General features: G+C 42.1%; 17 protein-coding genes, 1 tRNA gene and 1 riboswitch. Of the genes, 7 read left to right on the forward strand and 11 right to left on the reverse strand.

Features of this window, described 5'->3' with window-relative positions; translation table 11 throughout:
- Position 1 precedes the first annotated feature (1 nt).
- A tRNA-Ser gene (locus WCM76_12930) sits at positions 2 to 88 on the reverse strand.
- 244 nt (positions 89 to 332) lie between these two features.
- On the opposite strand from WCM76_12930, the gene WCM76_12935 reads away from it, so the two are divergent.
- Entirely contained in the window at positions 333 to 1,805 is a 1,473-nt protein-coding gene (locus WCM76_12935) for a GWxTD domain-containing protein (GenBank protein MEI6766531.1), read from the forward strand.
- A 189-nt stretch (positions 1,806 to 1,994) separates the two neighbouring features.
- The gene (locus WCM76_12940; GenBank protein MEI6766532.1) at positions 1,995 to 3,008 is read left to right on the forward strand and encodes a glycosyltransferase family 2 protein; all 1,014 of its coding nucleotides are present in this window, start codon (positions 1,995 to 1,997) and stop codon (positions 3,006 to 3,008) included.
- Positions 3,009 to 3,124: 116 nt separating this feature from the next.
- Here WCM76_12940 and aroQ read toward each other — a convergent pair whose 3' ends face one another.
- Complete coding sequence (gene aroQ / locus WCM76_12945; protein ID MEI6766533.1) at positions 3,125 to 3,544, reverse strand: type II 3-dehydroquinate dehydratase; 420 nt, start codon at positions 3,542 to 3,544, stop codon at positions 3,125 to 3,127.
- Positions 3,545 to 3,560: 16 nt separating this feature from the next.
- The gene (locus WCM76_12950; GenBank protein ID MEI6766534.1) at positions 3,561 to 4,715 is read right to left on the reverse strand and encodes a nitronate monooxygenase; all 1,155 of its coding nucleotides are present in this window, start codon (positions 4,713 to 4,715) and stop codon (positions 3,561 to 3,563) included.
- Between the two features lie 420 nt (positions 4,716 to 5,135).
- Positions 5,136 to 5,233: riboswitch (TPP riboswitch) on the forward strand.
- Positions 5,234 to 5,282: 49 nt separating this feature from the next.
- Between WCM76_12950 and WCM76_12955 the strand changes: the two genes are divergently transcribed.
- Positions 5,283 to 7,676 (forward strand): TonB-dependent receptor, encoded by a 2,394-nt coding sequence (locus WCM76_12955; GenBank protein ID MEI6766535.1) that lies wholly within the window; start codon positions 5,283 to 5,285, stop codon positions 7,674 to 7,676.
- Positions 7,677 to 7,845: 169 nt separating this feature from the next.
- Positions 7,846 to 8,541, forward strand: a complete 696-nt coding sequence (locus WCM76_12960) for a YjjG family noncanonical pyrimidine nucleotidase (GenBank protein MEI6766536.1) — start codon at positions 7,846 to 7,848, stop codon at positions 8,539 to 8,541.
- Between the two features lie 16 nt (positions 8,542 to 8,557).
- Here the strand turns inward: WCM76_12960 and WCM76_12965 are convergent, their stop codons facing one another.
- From WCM76_12965 to rsfS, 6 genes are read right to left on the reverse strand one after another with little or no spacing between them, the layout of a single operon-like run.
- Complete coding sequence (locus tag WCM76_12965; GenBank protein ID MEI6766537.1) at positions 8,558 to 9,214, reverse strand: phosphatidylserine decarboxylase family protein; 657 nt, start codon at positions 9,212 to 9,214, stop codon at positions 8,558 to 8,560.
- A 4-nt stretch (positions 9,215 to 9,218) separates the two neighbouring features.
- The gene (locus WCM76_12970; protein MEI6766538.1) at positions 9,219 to 10,043 is read right to left on the reverse strand and encodes a phosphatidate cytidylyltransferase; all 825 of its coding nucleotides are present in this window, start codon (positions 10,041 to 10,043) and stop codon (positions 9,219 to 9,221) included.
- Complete coding sequence (locus WCM76_12975) at positions 10,040 to 10,243, reverse strand: DUF2007 domain-containing protein (protein ID MEI6766539.1); 204 nt, start codon at positions 10,241 to 10,243, stop codon at positions 10,040 to 10,042. The genes WCM76_12970 and WCM76_12975 overlap by 4 nt, the downstream gene beginning before the upstream one ends.
- A gap of 1 nt (position 10,244) precedes the next feature.
- Entirely contained in the window at positions 10,245 to 10,898 is a 654-nt protein-coding gene (locus WCM76_12980; protein ID MEI6766540.1) for a lactate utilization protein, read from the reverse strand.
- Positions 10,899 to 10,934: 36 nt separating this feature from the next.
- Positions 10,935 to 13,091, reverse strand: coding sequence for an ATP-dependent zinc metalloprotease FtsH (gene ftsH / locus WCM76_12985; GenBank protein ID MEI6766541.1), 2,157 nt, complete (start codon positions 13,089 to 13,091; stop codon positions 10,935 to 10,937).
- 33 nt (positions 13,092 to 13,124) lie between these two features.
- Entirely contained in the window at positions 13,125 to 13,496 is a 372-nt protein-coding gene (gene rsfS, locus WCM76_12990) for a ribosome silencing factor (GenBank protein MEI6766542.1), read from the reverse strand.
- A gap of 84 nt (positions 13,497 to 13,580) precedes the next feature.
- Here rsfS and WCM76_12995 point away from each other — a divergent pair, with 84 nt between their 5' ends.
- Positions 13,581 to 14,330 (forward strand): biotin--[acetyl-CoA-carboxylase] ligase, encoded by a 750-nt coding sequence (locus WCM76_12995; protein ID MEI6766543.1) that lies wholly within the window; start codon positions 13,581 to 13,583, stop codon positions 14,328 to 14,330.
- 18 nt (positions 14,331 to 14,348) lie between these two features.
- Here the strand turns inward: WCM76_12995 and WCM76_13000 are convergent, their stop codons facing one another.
- Complete coding sequence (locus WCM76_13000) at positions 14,349 to 14,771, reverse strand: SRPBCC family protein (GenBank protein ID MEI6766544.1); 423 nt, start codon at positions 14,769 to 14,771, stop codon at positions 14,349 to 14,351.
- Between the two features lie 12 nt (positions 14,772 to 14,783).
- Positions 14,784 to 15,431, reverse strand: a complete 648-nt coding sequence (gene pyrE, locus WCM76_13005; protein ID MEI6766545.1) for an orotate phosphoribosyltransferase — start codon at positions 15,429 to 15,431, stop codon at positions 14,784 to 14,786.
- A gap of 127 nt (positions 15,432 to 15,558) precedes the next feature.
- On the opposite strand from pyrE, the gene WCM76_13010 reads away from it, so the two are divergent.
- On the forward strand, positions 15,559 to 16,047 hold the full coding sequence (locus WCM76_13010) for an NUDIX domain-containing protein (protein MEI6766546.1): 489 nt from the start codon (positions 15,559 to 15,561) through the stop codon (positions 16,045 to 16,047).
- Positions 16,048 to 16,369: 322 nt separating this feature from the next.
- Positions 16,370 to 19,348, forward strand: coding sequence for a T9SS type A sorting domain-containing protein (locus WCM76_13015; protein ID MEI6766547.1), 2,979 nt, complete (start codon positions 16,370 to 16,372; stop codon positions 19,346 to 19,348).
- Positions 19,349 to 19,610: the final 262 nt, after the last annotated feature.

The raw sequence follows: 19,610 nt of genomic DNA on the forward strand, positions 1-19,610 counted from the left end.
GCGGAGAGAGAGGGATTCGAACCCCCGGTCCCATTGCTAGGACAACGGTTTTCAAGACCGCCGCATTCGACCGCTCTGCCATCTCTCCGCTGCAAAAATACATCTTTTAATTAAATTCAAAAGAATCATTTTTTGTTTTGTGCATTTTTATCTCCACTACCATACCTAATTTCCTGAATACCGCTGTCTTGGTTTTATCTGCCGTTCACTTACTTTTTATTACCGTTACCTGACCTTTCGTCTTTTCAAACACGCCGTTTGTTGAATTTCATAGCTTTCTGAATGCCATTTTTGTACCTTTGTTTTATTGTTTCATACTAATTATTATTCTTATGAAAAAATTGTACTTTCTTTTAATAGCCCTTCCGGCCTTACTTCTTGTTCCTTCCACTACACAAGCAAAAAGGCTCCAGGCATTTATGTCGTATGCCACCTTCTGCAGTCCAACCGACGGTCCGTACATTGAAACATATACAACCGTGGTTGGCAAAAGTGTTGTCTTTGTCCAAAAACCAAATGGCAAATGGCAGGGAACGATTGAACTCACACTGATTTTTAAACAGGACTCCGTGGTCCGCGATTTTAAGAAAATAAATCTGCTTAGCCCGGAACTCGATGACACAACAAACGTAAACATCAATTTTATTGACCAGCAACGATTTCTCCTCCCAAACGGAACGTATAAAGTAGAGATTAGCATTTCTGATAAAAATGACAAAGCAATCCCGTATAATTCTGATGAAACAATTACTATAGATTATCCTGCCGGTAAAGCCGCTGTTTCAGGAATTGAATTTATTGAATCAATCAGAGCATCGCAAACAACTACAGTTCTCTCTAAAAGTGGGTACGATCTTGTGCCGTATATTCTGAATTATTTTCCGGAGTCAGTTTCAAAACTCACGTTTTATGCGGAAGTAAATAATGCAGACAAGATAGTCGGCGAAAATCAAAAATATCTGCTGAGTTCCTTCATAGAAACCTATGAAACAAATCAACTCTATGGAGAATATATAAAGGTGAAGAAAGAGACCGCAAAACAGGTAAATGTGCTGATAAATGAATTTGATATATCCTTACTGCCTACCGGAAACTACAATCTGGTGATAGAAGTACGTAACCAAAAAAATGAAATTGTTGCTTCAAACAAATTATTCTTCCGCAGAAACAATCCGGAATACCAACCTGCCGAAAACGATCTTTCTCAGGTAAAAACAGTTAATTCTTTCGTTGAAAAAATTACGAGTGCAGATACACTCAAAGACTGGATTAAATGCCTCTTCCCTATATCAAGCGAATCAGAACGTTCATACGCGCGCATTCAGATTAAAAAAAATGATCTTGCCAGTATGAAACAGTATTTCCTGTTTTTCTGGCAGGCACGTGACGTTCAGAATCCCGAAAAAGCATGGTTGACCTATTATCAGGAAGTGCAGAAGGTAAACAATGATTTCGGTACACCGATAAAGAAAGGTTATGCCACCGATCGCGGACGAGTGTATTTACAATACGGTCCGCCGAACTCCCGCATTCAGGTACTCGATGACCCGGACGCCTACCCTTATGAAATCTGGCATTATCATTCACTGGCGAATCAACAGAACAAGCGCTTTGTTTATTACAACCGCGACCTGATATCAAACGATTATGAACTGATTCAGTCAGATGCCAAAGGCGAAGTATCCGATTACCGCTGGAAATTAAAAATATATTCGCGCAACAGCGTTACTACCGATATCGACAGTGATGCTTACATTCCGCATTACGGCAGTAAAATTGATGACTACTATAATAACCCCAGATAAAAGGATAACGACACTCTGATTACCTTCAGATCTTATTAGCTCCATTGCTTTTGGGCATATCAGAATAAAATTGCCGATTTGAATTAACAGAAAAACGTGTACATTTATGCACGATTCATGCCGCATTTGAACAGGAATAATAAAAGTCAAACAACAAAGAAAAAGTAACAGCTTAATTTTTGCAGAATATTGAAAACCGCGGTTGTCATACTTAACTGGAACGGAAAAAAATTCCTCGAGGAGTTTTTGCCTAAAGTGATAGAACATAGCCGTAATGCTGCTGATGTAATCATTGCCGATAATGCTTCTACAGATGATTCTATTGCATTTCTCAAAGAAAAATATCCGCACATCCGGATAATTGAAAACAGTGAGAACGGTGGCTTTTCGCGTGGTTACAATCTGGCACTTGAGCAGGTAGATGCCGAATATTTCGTTCTGCTGAACTCCGATATCGAAGTAACGGAAAACTGGATAGAACCGGTGATTGCGTTGATGGACGCAGATAAAAACATTGCAGCCTGCCAGCCTAAAATACTTTCTTTTTTTGAACGGACAAAGTTTGAATATGCCGGAGCTGCCGGCGGACACATCGATAAATACGGCTACCCCTTTTGTCGCGGTCGGATTTTTAATGTTATTGAAGAAGATAACGGACAGTATGACGATACTGCGGAAATATTCTGGGCAACCGGTGCCTGTATGTTCGTGCGTGCCGAATTATATCACAAGCTGAGCGGTCTCGACGAAGATTTTTTCGCCCACATGGAAGAAATTGATTTTTGCTGGAGGCTGAAAAATTTCGGCTATAAAATAATGTATTGCCCCGATTCAAGAGTTTATCATATAGGCGGAGGAACGCTCCCTAAAGGCTCGGCACGCAAAACGTACCTGAATTTCAGGAATAATTTTATGCTGCTTTATAAGAATCTGCCGTCTAAACGCATCTTTCCTGTATTCTTTACAAGGCTTGTCCTTGACGGTGTTGCAGCACTAAAATTTCTTTTTGACGGTGGCTTTGGCGATTTTACAGCAGTGATACGTGCGCATTTTTATTTTTACGGACACTTCAACCGATTGCGAAAAAAACGTGAAAAAATTCCGCACCATAAAGTTTTCGGCATCTTTGACGGAAGTATCGTAAAAGATTTTTACCTCCGAAAAAAAAGGCTTTTCAGCCAACTCGATAAAAACAAATTTTGAAACCACCTGTTCTCCTGATTGTATCAGGTGATTAATTGCACAAACCGAAGCACCGATTAGTATGGTTTGGTAACGTACGTTTTTTGCGCTGAATTGTGATGCTGTTTCCAGACGAATTATTTGCCCAGGAAGCTTTCCAAGGCAAGCCTGTATGAATCCAGCCCGAAACCGGAAATACTTCCCTTACAGGCAGGCGCTATCAGAGAAATGTGACGGTATTCTTCACGGGCAAACACATTGGTAATGTGAACTTCAACAACCGCGCTCGTTATAGAACGAACAGCATCGGCAATGGCAACAGAAGTATGTGTATAGCCTCCTGCATTCAGAATGATGCCGTTAACAGAAAAGCCTGCTTCATGCAGTTTGTTGATTATCTCACCTTCAATATTCGACTGATAATACTCCAGTTCAGCATCCGGAAATTTTTGCTGAAGTTCAACAAAATACTCATCAAACGTGGCATTGCCATAAATGTCCTTTTCCCGTTTTCCGAGAAGGTTCAGGTTTGGACCGTTAATAATGAGAATTTTCAAAATGAAAATAATGGATTTAAACCGTAGTATCAGCAGGCTTTATTTTTATTAAAGCAGGCTCGCCCGTGAGTGCCTGGATAGTCGCGGCTTCATATTCAAGCTTAAGCTCATCTATCAGTTCTTTAACACTCACTATACTTTTTACGCGCGGAGCATTGGCTCCAACAAAGGCAAAGCCTTTGTTCATTTTGCCCTGTTCGGCATTCACCAATGCAAGTGCAATACAATACGGCGCAGTTGCATAATCACAGGTTTTTAAACACTTCCACGGACACGCAAATGGCATTCGGTGACCCAGTTTCACCTCATCGATAAAGGTATTTCGGATAGCTCTTCCGGGCATCCCTACAGGGCTTGTAATAATTTCAATATCCTCTTCGGTACAGTCAATCAACGAGCGTTTGAATTCTTCGGATGCGTCGCATTCGTAGGTTCCGATAAACCGCGTTGCCATCTGAACACCGTCGGCACCCAGCGTCATAATATTGTAGATATCCTCACCGGTATAAATTCCACCGGCTGCAATTACCGGAATTTTCCGCTGATGCTTGTCACCGTATGTATTCACTACGGACACAACTTCAGGAAGAATTTTCTCCAGTGCAAAATCAGGATCATTAATCTGTTCTTTCTTAAAGCCAAGATGCCCACCGGCTCTCGGACCTTCAACAACAACGGCATCCGGAATATAATCGTAATTGCGCTCCCAGGCTCTGAAAATAAGATTTGCAGCCCGTGCTGAAGAAACGATAACAACAAATCGTGTTTTACCGCTGCGGATTTGTTCTGCACTTATAGAATCACCCAAACGCATTGGCATTCCGGCGCCCATAACAATAAGGTCGGCTTCTTCTTCAAGACAGGTCGCGATGATGTTCTCAAAATTGGTAAGTGCGTACATTACGTTCACACCAACAACACCTTTGGTAAGTTTTCGCATTATACCAATTTCTTTCCGGAGGCCGCGAAGATTAGCTGCAGCATTATCCTTATTGAAATCAGGTTCGTACATGCCTATCCCAACAGCAGCGATAACACCCATGCCGCCTTCATTGGCAACGGCAGAAGCAAGTCTGGATCGTGTGATTCCAACACCCATGCCACCAAGCAAGAGCGGAATTTGGGACTCATACGTCCCTATTTTAAGTTTTGGTAATTCTTCGAATTTCATCAGATAATGATGCCTTTCTAAATACCGCGCTCACGGAGCGGTCACTTTCGTATGTAATTTACTAACTTCTGTCGGAAATAAGGAATATCCGTAAGATAGGAACCCTATAAACAACGACTAACAAAGGTACAACTTATTTATAATCGATTGGTATATTTTTATTAATATTCTTACAATGTTGATGTTACATTAACATAAAATTGTGATTTAAGAAGGCAGAATAACGCATTTAATGAAATAAATATATGGATAACAGACTGGGTGTTTGCAATATGGCAGGACATAAGTCGGGGTAAAATGCATTATTGTTCAAAATCCAGTATTAGAAATATGAGCAGGACTATCTCATGAAAAATGTCCTGTTACTCTCCAAAATCTGAAAAAATTTCAGGCATCTCGTCACAAATTTATACATTTGTCACGTTCAATTAGGGGTGCCCTAAACAATCGGGCTGAGATCATACTCATAGAACCTGCTCCGGGTAATGCCGGCGAAGGGAAAAATAAACTACAGGAATGGCTTTTGCCTCTGTTGACCATTCCGGGTTTAACTAAAACAGTAAAAGAATGAAAAGGTTTTTTGTTTTTATGGCATTGCCAATGCTATGCATGTGTGCTGCAACGGCACAATTTTCCATCACCGGTAAGGTAACCGACAAAGCGACCGGGAATCCTCTCACTTCAGCAAACATAGTTATTGAAAACACCTGGCTTGCGGCCACTTCAGATGCATCGGGTAATTTCATCTTTAAAAATGTGAAAGCAGGGAAGTACACAATTAAAGCAAGTTTTATAGGTTACAAAAACCTGGAAGCGGCGATTGACCTGCAGTCTGATACCAGAATAGATTTAATTCTGGAGAAAAGCGCCGTGATGCAGGACGAAGTGATAATATCTGCAACACGTGCCGGGAATAAGGCCCCGACAACATCCATTCTACTGGAAAAGCAAAAAATAGAGCAGGTCAACCTGGGGCAGGACCTGCCGTTCCTCTTGTCCACCGTGCCATCGGTTGTTGTTACCTCCGATGCCGGTGCAGGGATTGGATATACCAGTCTGCGCATACGCGGAACCGATATTACACGCATCAATGTTACCGTAAATGGCATTCCTCTGAATGATGCAGAATCGCAGGGCGTGTTTTGGGTAAATATGCCCGACTTTTCATCGTCGGTTGACAACATACAGATACAACGCGGTGTTGGAAGTTCAACCAACGGCAGCGCAGCTTTCGGCGCAAGCATCAACATACAAACAACAAAACTGAATCCCGACCCCTACCTCGAAATAAACAGCTCTTGCGGCTCCTTCAATACGTTTAAAAATAATCTGCAGCTTGGCACAGGTCTTATTAACGGCCGCTGGACCTTCGACGGGCGCCTTTCAAAAATTACTTCTGACGGTTTCATTGACCGCGGAGCTTCGGATTTGAAATCTTTTTTTGTTTCTGCAGGATATTACGGTGAAAAAAGTATGCTGCGAATAAATGTTTTCTCGGGAAAAGAAAAGACTTATCAGGCATGGCAGGGCGTTCCGAAAGATTCATTGCAAACAAACAGGACGTACAATCCATTCACCTACCAAAACCAAACCGACAATTATCAGCAGGATCATTACCAGATTATATACAACCGTGAACTCGGAAAACACATCAACCTGAACGCTGCGCTTCATTATACCTACGGTCGTGGATATTATGAGGAATTTGAGGATGTCGCCGATGCTTCGGCTCATACAGCCTTTGCTGAATACGGGCTTGCAGATATCATTATCGGAAATGATACGATTACGAATACGTCGCTCATTCGCCGCAAATGGCTCGATAATCATTTTTACGGATTCACCCTTTCGGGAATTTACGATAATTACAAAAACCTGCGTATCACTATTGGTGGTGCAGCGAACCGGTACGAGGGCACACATTACGGGAATATCATCTGGGCACAATATGCGGGCGGCAGCACACCGGACATGGAATGGTACAATAATAAAGGTGTAAAAGATGATGTAAATGCTTTCGCGAAAGCAGATGTTTCGGCAGGCAAGCATTTCAGTATTTATGGCGATGTTCAGTACCGTTATGTGAGCCATACCATAAGCGGTACAGATGCATCATTGCGTGTGCTGGACCAGACTCATTTTTTCAGTTTCGTCAATCCTAAAATTGGAGTCACTGCAACTATCAATAATAAGAACCGTATGTATCTTTCATTTGCGGTGTCTAACCGTGAGCCGAACGGAAATAATTTTTCGGATGCGGATCCTAACGGTCCTATGCCCACTGCCGAACAATTATACGATTACGAACTGGGATATAATTTCAGAAGCGGTGCATTGCAAATTGCGGCCGACGTGTTTTATATGGATTATAAAAATCAGCTTGTACTCACCGGCGAAATCAACGATGTTGGATATGCCATCATGGCGAACGTTCCGAAAAGTTATCGCACAGGTGTCGAAATATCAGCATCGGCAAGGCTTTTCAAGAGATTGCTATGGGAAGCCAATGCCACCATCAGCAAAAATAAAATTTTAAATTTCACGGAATACGTGGATGACTGGGATACCTGGTCGCAGCGTGCGAATTTTCTCGGAGAGACCGATATTGCCTTCTCTCCTGCTATTACCGCTATGAATCATTTCGGACTTGACCTTGTAAAAGGGCTGAGGCTCGATATAACTTCGAATTACGTCGGCAAACAATACATCGACAATACATCCAGTGACAGTCGCAGCCTTCACGCGTATTTTATCAATAATGCACAGTTGAGTTATGCACTGCATCTGAATTTCATTAAAGAAATACAGTTCAGTTTTATGCTCAATAATTTTCTGAATGAGCAGTATGAAAGCAATGCCTGGGTTTATCCTTATTATTACAATGGTCAGGAAGCGGTGATGGACGGCTACTTCCCGCAGGCAGGCATCAACTTTCTGGGTGGAGTGAAGGTGAAGATATAGATTGGGCGTTAGGGATTGGGGATTGGATAATTCGGCAATTAAAACTTTATAAGCTTTTGACTTTATAAACTTTCTACTTTACAAACTTTATGAACTCCAAACTTCAGGCAATTTAACTTTAGGCAACTAGATAGAATTATTTCTACTTTTGTTAACCAACAATATGCCCGTGAGAACCTACAAACACATTTTTTTTGATCTCGATAAAACCATCTGGGATTTTGACGCGAACTCAACCGAAACGCTGAGGGAATTGTTTTCAGAATTTGAACTTACGGAAAAAGGGTGTCCTTCCTACGAAGTTTTTCACGATCGCTATAATCTGCATAATACGGCCTTGTGGGATGCATACCGCGAAAACAGGGTAACCAAAGAAGAACTTTCACTGCAACGGTTTTTGCTGCCGCTTGCGGAATTTGGCATCAACGATGAAAAACTTGCAGCTTCCATTTCTGATGCCTATGTTGACCGTCTTCCGCTTAAAACAAAATTATTTCCGGGAGTTTTTGAATTGCTTGAATACACGTTTTCAAAATACAAACTGCACATTATTACCAATGGTTTTGCAGAAATACAATATCGCAAATTAGCACTATCAGGGCTGGACCGTTATTTTGACCAGGTAATTACATCAGAAGAATCGGGTTTCAAAAAACCGGACGAACGCATTTTCCTTCATGCGCTTAATTGCGCACAAGCATTGCCCGAAGAAAGTATGATGATAGGTGATGATATAGAAGTGGATTTGCTTCCCGCGAAGGCGCTGGGATTAGCACAGGTGTATGTGAACTTTACCAAAAAGCCGCATCAGTACCAACTCATGCATGAAGTATCAGCGCTCAGCGAAATTGAGACGCTATTATAAAAACAATTCGTAATTACTAAAGTGTTGCAATGGCAGTAATGCCGGCTTTTACCTTATCCCCAATTTTTACTTTAACCACCGCGTCAACAGGCAGTAAAAGGTCGTTGCGTGAACCGAATTTAATGAAGCCGAGTTCATCACATTGCTTCACGTCATCGCCGGGTTTTGCATAGCAGATTACACGACGCGCCATGATTCCCGCTATTTGACGTACCAGAACACTTTTGCCATCGGGGCGGCGGACAACGGTAACTTCCATTTCGTTTTCCTCTGACGATTTCGGATGATGTGCTATCAGATATTTTCCCGGAATGTAATCGGCAACAGCCACCCTTCCCGTAATCGGAAATAAGTTCTGATGCACGTTATGCACCGACATAAAAATGGAAACCTGAATGCGCGGCTCATTGAAATATTTCTTTTCATCCACCCGTTCAATGGCCACAACCGTGCCGTCTGCAGAGCTCAGAACTGTATTGTCGTCCAATATATATTTTCTTTTGGGAATCCTGAAAAATCGCACAATCAGAAATAAAAAAACCAGCGATAGCAGAAAAATAAAACCGTGCACTACCGTAAAAAACGGATAAACAAACCATACAGCGCCGTTTAGCAAAGCTAAGCCAATCAATACCGTGAAAATGATAATATTTCCTTCTTTGTGTAATCTCATCTGTTTAAAATAATTTTTGAAGCAATAAATAAAATAGCACGGCCGGTGCCGCCAGCAATACACCATCAAAACGGTCCAGAATTCCTCCGTGTCCCGGCATAATCGTACCCGAATCTTTTACACCGGCACTGCGCTTTAACATCGATTCTGCTAAATCGCCCAGTGTTCCGAAAACAATAATAATAATAGAAATGATGATTAATGGTATCAAAGAAAATTCCGGCAGAAAGAGTGTAATGATCCATGCCGCCACCACACCAAAAAGTGCACCGCCAATACTTCCTTCCCATGTTTTTTTCGGTGAGATACGTTCAAATAAATGATGTTTTCCAAATGTCCTCCCACTCAGATAAGCCATGGTGTCTGATGTCCAGAGGATGATGAAGAACGAAAGCAATAAACCCGGGTTACTTTCGCCTCTCAGCAAAAACGGGCTGAAGAAGAAGTTGAGTGCTGCCAGCGGAAATGCTACGTAGCAAATACCAAACAAGGTCATGGCGATATTTGTGAACGGATGTTCTTTGTTTCGGTAAAGCTCGCTGATAATTATAAAACAAAAGACGGGAAGCAGGATGAAAAAGACGCGGTAATCAACAAGGTTGTGCGCAAACAAAGCAACAGCAATATAACTCAAAGCACCACTGATAACACCACTCACTTTTTGTGGTTTCACCGTTTCATTCGTGGCCATGCGGTAAAACTCCATCAGGCCAATAGCAGTAAAAACCATGAATATACCGGCAAAGGCGAATTTGTTCCAATACATTGAAAAGATGACAAGGAACACAAAGACGGCACCTGATATGGTTCGTGTAACGATGGTTTTCAAAATTCAGCATTTCTTATTATCTGAAGTGCGGCAAGCGCATCATCAGAAGATACATATACTTCGGACTCGCCAAATAAGTACGACGAATCCTGTTTATTGATTACAACAGCTTGGATATTTTCCTCCTCAAGCATAGATTTCAATATTTCTATCTTCACGGGATCGGCGGTACTGTATATTCTGCTCCATCCTTCTTCCATGCTATGCGGGCATTAATTCTTCTTCGCAAAAGAATACATAAATTTCTTTGGGTCCATGAGCGCCCATTACCAGTGTTTTTTCAATATCGGCCGTGCGGCTGGGTCCTGAAATCAGTGAAACCAGTGACGGCATATTTACCGCATATTTTTCGCGCAGGGCGGTTAGTGCTTCAGGAAGATCGGGCATAAGCTGCGACGATGAGGCAATAACAATATGCACTTCGGGATAAACAAAGAGCCTGCGACCCGAACCTTGTCTGGACGATACCATTACGCTGCCTAAGCGTGCAATTAAGTATTCGCAGCCGGTAATGCCAACGTGTGCATCCAGAATTGTTGTTTCGTCAGATGAAAAAGGCACACCCCCTTTTGTAAGAAGTGCGGCTAATGATTTCTCGAAACAGTAAAGATGATCCCATTCTTTCTCTTTGATGAGTTCACTCAGGTTACTTATAATTTCGGCCGTATTTTCGCAGTACACGAAATTTCCCGAAATAGCAGTAAATGCCTGTGCAAAAGAAATATCGGCAGTTTCGGCCATTTCAGGATAAATGGGCGATGTGGTATCAACCTCGGTATATAAATTTTCTGCCGCGTTGATGCTTGCGTTTCTTACTTTCTTCAGGATTTTCTCCCTTGATGTTGTATCATCCATGAGTTTTGCCTTTGATTGATTATTAGTTCCCGGCAATTAATTATTCAGGTTGTCTTCCTTTTTTTCAACGATGCTGATATCGTCAGAAATTACTTTTCCAAATTCACCTCCGTTACTCAGGGAGCCGTCAGGATCGGTTTTCTTGCGTTTCATTTCATTCGCTATTGTTTCTGAATCACGTGCCAGTTGTTCCGAAACTTTTTCTGAATCAAACAGCCGTTTTCCGAAAATACGTTCCACATCTTCGCGGTAAATCACTTCTTTCTCGAGAAGTAATTCGGCAAGAGCAGCTACTTTTTCTTTATTCTCGGTAATAATAGAAATGGAGCGTGTGTAAGCAGTTTCCACCACCTTACTGATTTCCTCGTCTATAACCTCAGCCGTTTTTTCACTATAGGGTTTCGTCATTGAAAACTCCTGCTGGCCGGCCGAATCATAATAGCTGATGTTGCCGATTCTGTCATTGAGGCCATAGAACACAGTCATGGCATAAGCGGCTTTGGTAACGCGTTCCAGATCGTTCAGTGCACCTGTAGAAACTTTTCCGAAGTTCACTTCTTCGGATGCACGTCCGCCAAGTGCCGCACAAAGCTCATCAAATATCTGATCGTAGGTTGTTATCTGACGTTCTTCAGGCAGGTACCAGGCAGCGCCCAATGCTTTTCCGCGAGGCACGATGGTAACTTTTACGAGAGGTGAAGCAAATTCAACCATCCAGCTAATGGCCGCATGGCCGGCTTCGTGGTAGGCAATCACTTTTTTCTCGTCCATTGAAATAATCTTGTTTCTCTTCTCAAGTCCGCCAATAATGCGGTCAATAGCATCAATAAAATCCTGTTTTTCGATACTCTTTTTATTCTTGCGTGCGGCTATAAGTGCCGATTCGTTACACACGTTTGCAATATCGGCGCCCGAGAAACCGGGAGTCTGCCTTGCCAGAAAATCGATATCCAGATCCTGAGCAAGCTTTAGTGGCTTAACGTGTACTTTGAAAATGCCTTTGCGTTCATCCAGGTCAGGAAGCTCAATGTAAATCTGACGGTCGAAGCGGCCTGCACGCAGCAATGCTCGGTCAAGAATGTCGGCACGGTTGGTAGCGGCAAGAATAATAACCCCGGTATTACTGGTAAATCCGTCCATTTCGGTGAGCAGCTGATTGAGCGTATTCTCACGTTCATCGTTTGAACCTGAAAGCGGATTGCGCCCGCGGGCACGACCAATCGCATCAATTTCATCAATGAAAATAATGCAGGGCGCTTTTTCTTTGGCTTGTTTAAAAAGGTCACGAACGCGGGATGCGCCAACGCCCACAAACATTTCAACAAAATCAGATCCTGAAAGTGAAAAGAAAGGAACCTTTGCTTCACCGGCAACAGCCTTGGCAAGCAATGTTTTTCCTGTTCCCGGAGGACCAACCAGCAAAGCGCCTTTCGGAATTTTACCGCCGAGTGTTGTATATTTTTTAGGCTCTTTCAGGAAATCTACGATTTCCATAATCTCAACTTTGGCCTCTTCCATGCCGGCCACATCGTTGAATGTAACAGAAACGCTTGTGTTTTTATCAAACAGTTGTGCTTTTGATTTTCCAACATTGAATATCTGTCCGGCACCGCCTGAACCTCTGCCCATCATTCGCATTATCACAAACCATATCACCACGAGAACAATGATTGGCAGCAGCCATCCCAGAATGTCGCCACCCCAATTACGACGATTTTCGTATGATACGAGCACCTGATCTTTTTTAGCCAGCACAACTGCTTTTTGAGCGGGAGTCTTTCCAGTAGTATCAGCAACAAGCATCCGTGATTCTAAATCGCGCAGGTCTTTTTTGAAATCATCAACAGAGCCAATAGTAAATTCGTAATGAGGGCCTGTGTTCAATGAGCTGCCCGTTCCCTGCTTCACAGCTTTGTAGGTTGTATCTCTTTCGAGTGCTTCCTTTTTAATGAAAACCTCTGCTTTTTCTTTGTTGATGACGATGATTTTTTCGACATCGTGTTTGGTCATCATTTTCTCAAACTGAGCAGGGCTGACTTCTTTTGTCCCGCCTTTCCAGTCATAAAAATTAAGCGCCAGAAATATCACCAGCAATATGCCGTATATCCAATAAAAACTGAATTTTCGTTTTGGTGACTGGTTGTTTCCGCCGGGCAATCCGCCGCCGGGTCCATTATTGCCTTGTTTAGCCATTTAAAAAGTTTTTACGTCTAATCCGGGATTATGCTATGACTCAAAATGATTGATCTCAGCGTCGGCCCATAGATTTTCGAGTTTATAAAAGCCGCGAATATTCTCCTGAAAAACATGCACCACTACGTTGAAATAGTCGAGCAGTATCCATTCTGCATTTTCAAATCCCTCGCGGTGAGAGGGTTTAACACCAACAGCTTTGGTTACTTCAGCTTCTATAGCATTGGCAAGCGCTTCAACCTGCACCCGCGATGTACCATGGCAAATAATAAAACTGTCGCAAATTGCATTCTTTACATTTGTAAGGTCGAGTTGAACAATGTCTTTGCCCTTTTTATCCTGAATGCCTTTAATGATTAACCCTGAGAGTATTTCTGTTTCGCTCTTCTTTTTTCGTCCTGCCATTAATTCTGTTTTAAATAATTGTGCAAATTTAAACAATTTAACCTGAATTAATCATTATATTTGAACTTCAAAACTAAATATACTATGCCTCTCGCCAACCTCATCAGACTCGAATCGGCCGGCTCTACAAACGAATATGCATCACACCTCCTGCAAAACTCTGCTGCGGCTGAATTTACTGTTATATGGGCGCTTGGTCAATATTCGGGAAGAGGCACGGGTGGCAGTTCATGGGAAAGTGAGCCGGGAAAAAATCTGACATTCAGCATGGTGCTTTACCCCTATTTTCTGGATGTAAGCAATCAGTTTATTCTTACACGCTTTATTGCCCTAGGCGTACATGATTATATAAGTTCACAGTTGCCGAATGAAACGGTAACTATAAAATGGCCCAATGATATTTATATCGGGAACAGAAAGGTAGCAGGAATCCTTACAGAGAATTCAATAATGGACGGCAAATTCAGGCATTCCGTTATTGGCATCGGCATCAATATTAACCAGCTTATTTTTCCTTCAGAAATCACTAATCCTGTTTCACTCAAAGGCATTACCGGTAATAGCTATAATCTCGAGGATTCGCTGAAAAATGTTTGCAGCGCCATTATTTCGCGCTATCAGCAGCTCTCACGAAATCCGTCGGAGATATCGGCTGATGAGTACATCAGCAAGTTATACCGCTTCAATGTATTTGCAAAATACCGCTTTCGAAACAGGGTAATTAGTGCCCGAATAACAGGTATTGACGAAGTCGGATGGCTTCAACTTGAGGTCTCGGATGGTGAAAAAATCAGTTGCGACCTGAAAGAAATTGTGTTCCTTCATGAAGTGTAACCAGTGTTATTATTCGGTTTACTGGCCGGTCTTTTGATCGAAGCGCTCTTTGAGTTTGGTTGAAAGGATATCAACCAGATTTTGCAACGGACGACCTGCCATCATGGCAATCATCATCGGCATCTCATGCTCAAATTTAATAATGGTCTCGGTGCTGCTTGCTTCAATGGTTTGGAGCAGACAGATAAGTTTGAATGTAAACGGAATCTTCGTTCCGGCATCGGGAATAATCACAATTTTAGTGTGAGGGAGCTTCTCAACAATTTTCAGTTTCACTTCTCCTATTCCCTGAATTGTAAAAGAGCAGGTATCGGTATCCGACTTCCAGTTAGTAACCTGAGCCGGCATCAGTGATTCAAAATTATTGAAATCAGCCAGAAAATTATAAATCTCTGCTGCGTCGCAACGGATTAGTTTTTTTTCGCTTGAAATATCGGCCATGTGATAGTGGAATTACTTTTTTATGCCCCACAGTTCCGGAGCTTCACGCCATTCGGCAAGGGGCGCCAGTTCAGCTTCTCTGATGAAATTGCTTTCCAGCGCATGCTTTAACAAATAATTATAGTCGGAAAGAGGACACAGTTTTACCTTGGCCTTTTTAAAGCTATCTACTGCCTGTGGAAATCCATAGGTAAAAATCGAAGCCATGCCTTTAACATCACAGCCTGCTTTGCGCAGAATCTCAACAGCCTTCAGACTGCTGGCTCCGGTAGAAATAAGGTCTTCAATAACAACAACCGATTGCCCACTCTCAATCACGCCTTCAATAGCATTCTCCAAACCGTGATCTTTTGCAGACGAACGTACATAAACAAAAGGCAGCCCCAAATCCTGTGCTACCAAGGCACCCATTGCAATTGCACCTGTTGCGACTGCTGCAATAACTTCAGGCTTACTGAACTCTTCATTTATCACCTGACAGAACTGCTGACGAATATAAGTACGAATTACCGGATACGATAAGGTTTTGCGATTATCACAATATATGGGCGACTTCCAACCTGATGCCCAGGTAAACGGTTTTTGCAAATTCAGTTTAATTGCTTTTATTTGTAAAAGATACTGAGCAATTTTTAAAGACCTGTCGTCATTAATTTTCATGGCACAAATGTATAAAGTTTTTATTAAACACCAACCTGTACATTTCATTAATCCCGAACAAGCCCAACTGACGGGAAGTTCAGAGATTCTTGTGCATGAACCTACCCTTGAAAAAATTCGGTTTTACGTGGAAAAAATTGAACAGCACGAGTTAACAGGCAATATTAATTTTGTTAGCTCTCAGCCTGAAAAACTATTTGAAAATTTCTGTTCACTCTATAAATTAATAGAAGCTGCCGGAGGAATAATAAAAAATACTGAGGGACAACTATTATTTATTTTCAGACTCGGCACCTGGGATTTGCCCAAAGGGAAAGCAAATGAGGGTGAAGACGCTCGCGAAACGGCACTGAGAGAGGTTGAAGAAGAAACAGGGGTGCAAAATGCCGAGATTACAGTTGAGCTGCCATCCACCTATCATACATATTCAATCAGCGGCAAAAGGATTCTTAAGAAAACACGATGGTTTGAAATGAAATGCCCTGAACAGCAAAACCTCATCCCACAAATAGAAGAAGATATTACCGGACTGAAATGGTTTTCACCGAATCAAATTCAGGAAGTTCTCGACAACACCTACCCTTCTTTAATTCCACTTCTCAGGTCGGTTATTTAAAGAAATCAGTAAAAATCCTCATATCCAGCAATTTATTATTTAAAGTTTCCGAATCGGGCTCATTCATATATTATCTTACCGCATAATGCAACTAAATAACGACTTTTTACGTATGAAATGATATTTTTAACACATGAACGCTTCAAAAATGTTGAAAAATAACCTCAAATTAATTTGGAAACAGCACATAAAAACCGTAATTTTGTAAAATGGGTTTGATATAACCTAAAATTTTTCATAATATAGCAGGTTGATTAGTCCATAAAAATTATTGTTTGAAAGCTAAATAGTTTACTGCATATACACACTGATATCTTGTTCCATGAAGAAACTCGTCCTACTCTTAACCATGTTTCTATTTTGCGGATGCCTGACTTTTGCAGGCGTTGGTGCGACAAATGGTCCAACTTATCCGGGCATTGCCAGCAACGGGCGAAATAGCGCTATAAGCATGCTGAAGAATTCAGGTCCTACCGATTATATACGGCTGAAAATACACGATGGCTCGCTGACTGATGAAATTATTATTCGTTATCTTCCGCTTGCAACAGACTTGTTCGACAGTTATTATGATGCATTTAAAATTCTAAGTCTGGGCACACAATTCTGGTCCAGCACTTACGCCGATACATCGATTTATTATTCCATCAACGCATTGAGCAGTGTAAGCACTACTCCAAATATTCCGGTATATTTCAGAGCAGGCGCTGCAGGTACATTTTCTATCTCTGCACATGAATTCAGAAGTTTTCCGCCAACTATAAATATTTCTCTTGAAGACCTTCAAACGCAAACAACCAAAGATATTCGCGTTGACAGCGTTTATTCCTTTACGGGAAGTCCTGCCGACAACCCGTATCGCTTCATACTTCATTTCTCACAATGTACAGCCACACCGGTTTCTGTTTCCATTGATCAGGGAACAACACTAAGCGTGTGTGCCGGAGCAAACGTTGGTCTTACCACAACAGGCGTCGGAGGCGGACTTTCACCGGCTTATCAATGGTACGTTAATGGAAATCCGGTTGGAGGAAACAGCTATTCATTCAGCAGCACAACACTGCATAATGGCGACCATATTTATTGTAAATTCACCTCTTCAGCTGTTTGTGCCGGAAATAATCCCGCCTATTCGGATACGATGGTGGTGACTGTAAATCCTCTTCCTGCATATCCGCTTAGCATAAGCATGAATCAGGGAACAGCATTGAGCATTTGTGCCGGAACGCCCGTTACACTTAACACAACTGAAACCGGCGGTGGCAATTCACCAACGTACCAATGGTATGTCAATGGTACTCCTGCAGGAACAGGGACCAATTCTATTACATTAAATAATGTAGTGAACGGCGATCATGTCTGGTGCCGCATTACAACTTCTGAAATTTGTGCTCAGATAACCCAGGCAAATTCTGATACGACTGTTGTTACCGTTAACCCTATCCCACCGGCACCGGTTTCAATCAGCATCAATCAGGGCAATTCGATAAGCCTTTGTGCAGGCACACCCTTAGCATTATCCACAACAAACATTGGAGGTGGCAGCACTCCCAGTTATCAATGGTACCTCAATGGTGCAGCTGCGGGTAATAATAGCTCATACAGCAATAACACACCTCAAAACGGTGATATGATTTATTGCAGGATAACATCATCAGTTGCTTGCGCGATAAACAATCCGGCCTATTCAGATACAATGATTGTAACGGTGAACCCGATTCCGACCACTCCTCTTAGTGTAAGTATTAATCAGGGCACTTCGCTTTCAATCTGTCATGGAGCCATTATTACGTTTACAACATCGGAAACAGGCGGTGGAAGCACTCCTTTTTACGAATGGTATTATAATGGCGTTGCTCAGGGCAACAACAGCAGCTCTCTTACGCTGAACAATTTGGTAGACGGAGATAAAATAGTTTGCCGCATCACAACATCTGAAATTTGTGCACTGATTACACAAGCCACATCAGACACAATGACTGTAACCGTTAATCCTTTGCCGGCAGTTCCGGTTTCAATAAGCATTGACCAGGGAACAGCTCTCTCAGTATGTGCAGGAACATCAGTTGCTCTGACAACAACCGGCAACGGCGGAGGAAGCAACCCCGGCTACCAGTGGTTTTTAAACGGGACGCTGGTTAGTACGGCCGATAGCTATATCAACAATACTCCTCAGAACGGCGACCTGGTATATTGCGTTCTCACATCATCCGATCCCTGCGCTTTCAACAATCCTGCTTATTCGGACACCATGCTTGTAACAGTGAACCCAATACCTGTTTCGCCGGTTACGGTAAACATTGTTCAGGGAACTTCACTTACGGTATGTTCGGGATTAGACGTGTCTTTCACCACGAACCAATCAGGAGGCGGAAGCACTCCTTCGTACCAGTGGTATTTGAATGGCGCCATTACAGGATCAAACAATGATTCGCTGACGCTGAATACACTTGTTGACGGCGATAAAATAGTTTGCCGTATCACAACATCCGATGTGTGTGCATTGATAACACAGGCATATTCAGATACTACAGCAGTAACTGTTCTGCCCATGTTTCCGGTACCCGTTTCAGTAGCAATTAATCAGGGAACCACACTCAGCATGTGCGAAGGAAGTGTTGAAACCATAACGGCTACAGGGCTTGGAGAAGGAAGCAATCCGGTATATGAATGGTATCTTAATGGCAATATTACAGGCAACAACAGTAATACGTTCGTGACAGGCAGTCTGCAAAATGGCGATGTCATTATTTGCAAGCTCACATCATCTGAAGTGTGTATTAATAATAACCCGGCATTTTCTGACACATTGAATATCATTGCAACACCGCTGCCACCAACGCCTGTAGTATCGCAGTTTGGCAACGATCTGGTTTCAGATGCGCTTACGGGCAATCAGTGGTATGATGCAAATGGACCTTTAATCGGAGCTACCGACCAGGTATTCACGCCTCTTGTGGCCGGTTATTATTATGTAATTGTAACCCATCAGGGATGCAGTTCCGCACCATCAAACGTTATTGATGTGGTAGTCGGTATTTCTGAAAACAGCACCGGCATGTTGCTTGAACTTCTTCCCAATCCGAATAACGGCGAGTTTGTAATATTCACTCCAAAAACCATCAACAAAGAAGTGATGCTGGAGATATTCAATGCTACCGGCGAAAGAGTACTCAGTAAAAAATTAAGCGGCTTATCCGGTTATAGTGTGAATATGCCCGAACTCAATGTGGGAGTTTACTATCTGAATGTGACAACTGCTGATGAAAAAACGGTTATGAAATTTGTAGTGAACCGTTAATTTATAAATGCCGAAAGAATAAAAGAACCAATTTCTGTTTATATAGTGAGGCTGTCTTAAAATAGGGCAGCCTTTTTCTTTATATGTGTTGAAAATTAGAATTTATGCACTTTTTGACATGTATAACCCTTATTTTCAGACATCTGCAAATCGCCCTTCGCTTACAATACACAAAATACTGATTTTGTGTACTATAACACGCTACGCTCATCAATTTTCACATTAACAAAAATTTAATTCAAATTCTAATAAGTGGGCAGTT

This window comes from Bacteroidota bacterium, from assembly GCA_037133915.1.
In the GTDB taxonomy this organism is placed as follows: Bacteria; Bacteroidota; Bacteroidia; order Bacteroidales; family CAIWKO01; genus JBAXND01.

Coding starts and splice junctions, on each gene's coding strand:
- WCM76_12965 (MEI6766537.1), bottom strand. CDS start 9,214: ATGAGATTACACAAAGAAGGAAATATTATCATTTTCACGGTATTGATT.
- ftsH (MEI6766541.1), bottom strand. CDS start 13,091: ATGGCTAAACAAGGCAATAATGGACCCGGCGGCGGATTGCCCGGCGGA.
- WCM76_12975 (MEI6766539.1), bottom strand. CDS start 10,243: ATGGAAGAAGGATGGAGCAGAATATACAGTACCGCCGATCCCGTGAAG.
- WCM76_13000 (MEI6766544.1), bottom strand. CDS start 14,771: ATGGCCGATATTTCAAGCGAAAAAAAACTAATCCGTTGCGACGCAGCA.
- WCM76_13015 (MEI6766547.1), top strand. CDS start 16,370: ATGAAGAAACTCGTCCTACTCTTAACCATGTTTCTATTTTGCGGATGC.
- WCM76_12935 (MEI6766531.1), top strand. CDS start 333: ATGAAAAAATTGTACTTTCTTTTAATAGCCCTTCCGGCCTTACTTCTT.
- WCM76_12980 (MEI6766540.1), bottom strand. CDS start 10,898: ATGGATGATACAACATCAAGGGAGAAAATCCTGAAGAAAGTAAGAAAC.
- pyrE (MEI6766545.1), bottom strand. CDS start 15,431: ATGAAAATTAATGACGACAGGTCTTTAAAAATTGCTCAGTATCTTTTA.
- WCM76_12950 (MEI6766534.1), bottom strand. CDS start 4,715: ATGAAATTCGAAGAATTACCAAAACTTAAAATAGGGACGTATGAGTCC.
- WCM76_12995 (MEI6766543.1), top strand. CDS start 13,581: ATGCCTCTCGCCAACCTCATCAGACTCGAATCGGCCGGCTCTACAAAC.
- rsfS (MEI6766542.1), bottom strand. CDS start 13,496: ATGGCAGGACGAAAAAAGAAGAGCGAAACAGAAATACTCTCAGGGTTA.
- WCM76_12955 (MEI6766535.1), top strand. CDS start 5,283: ATGAAAAGGTTTTTTGTTTTTATGGCATTGCCAATGCTATGCATGTGT.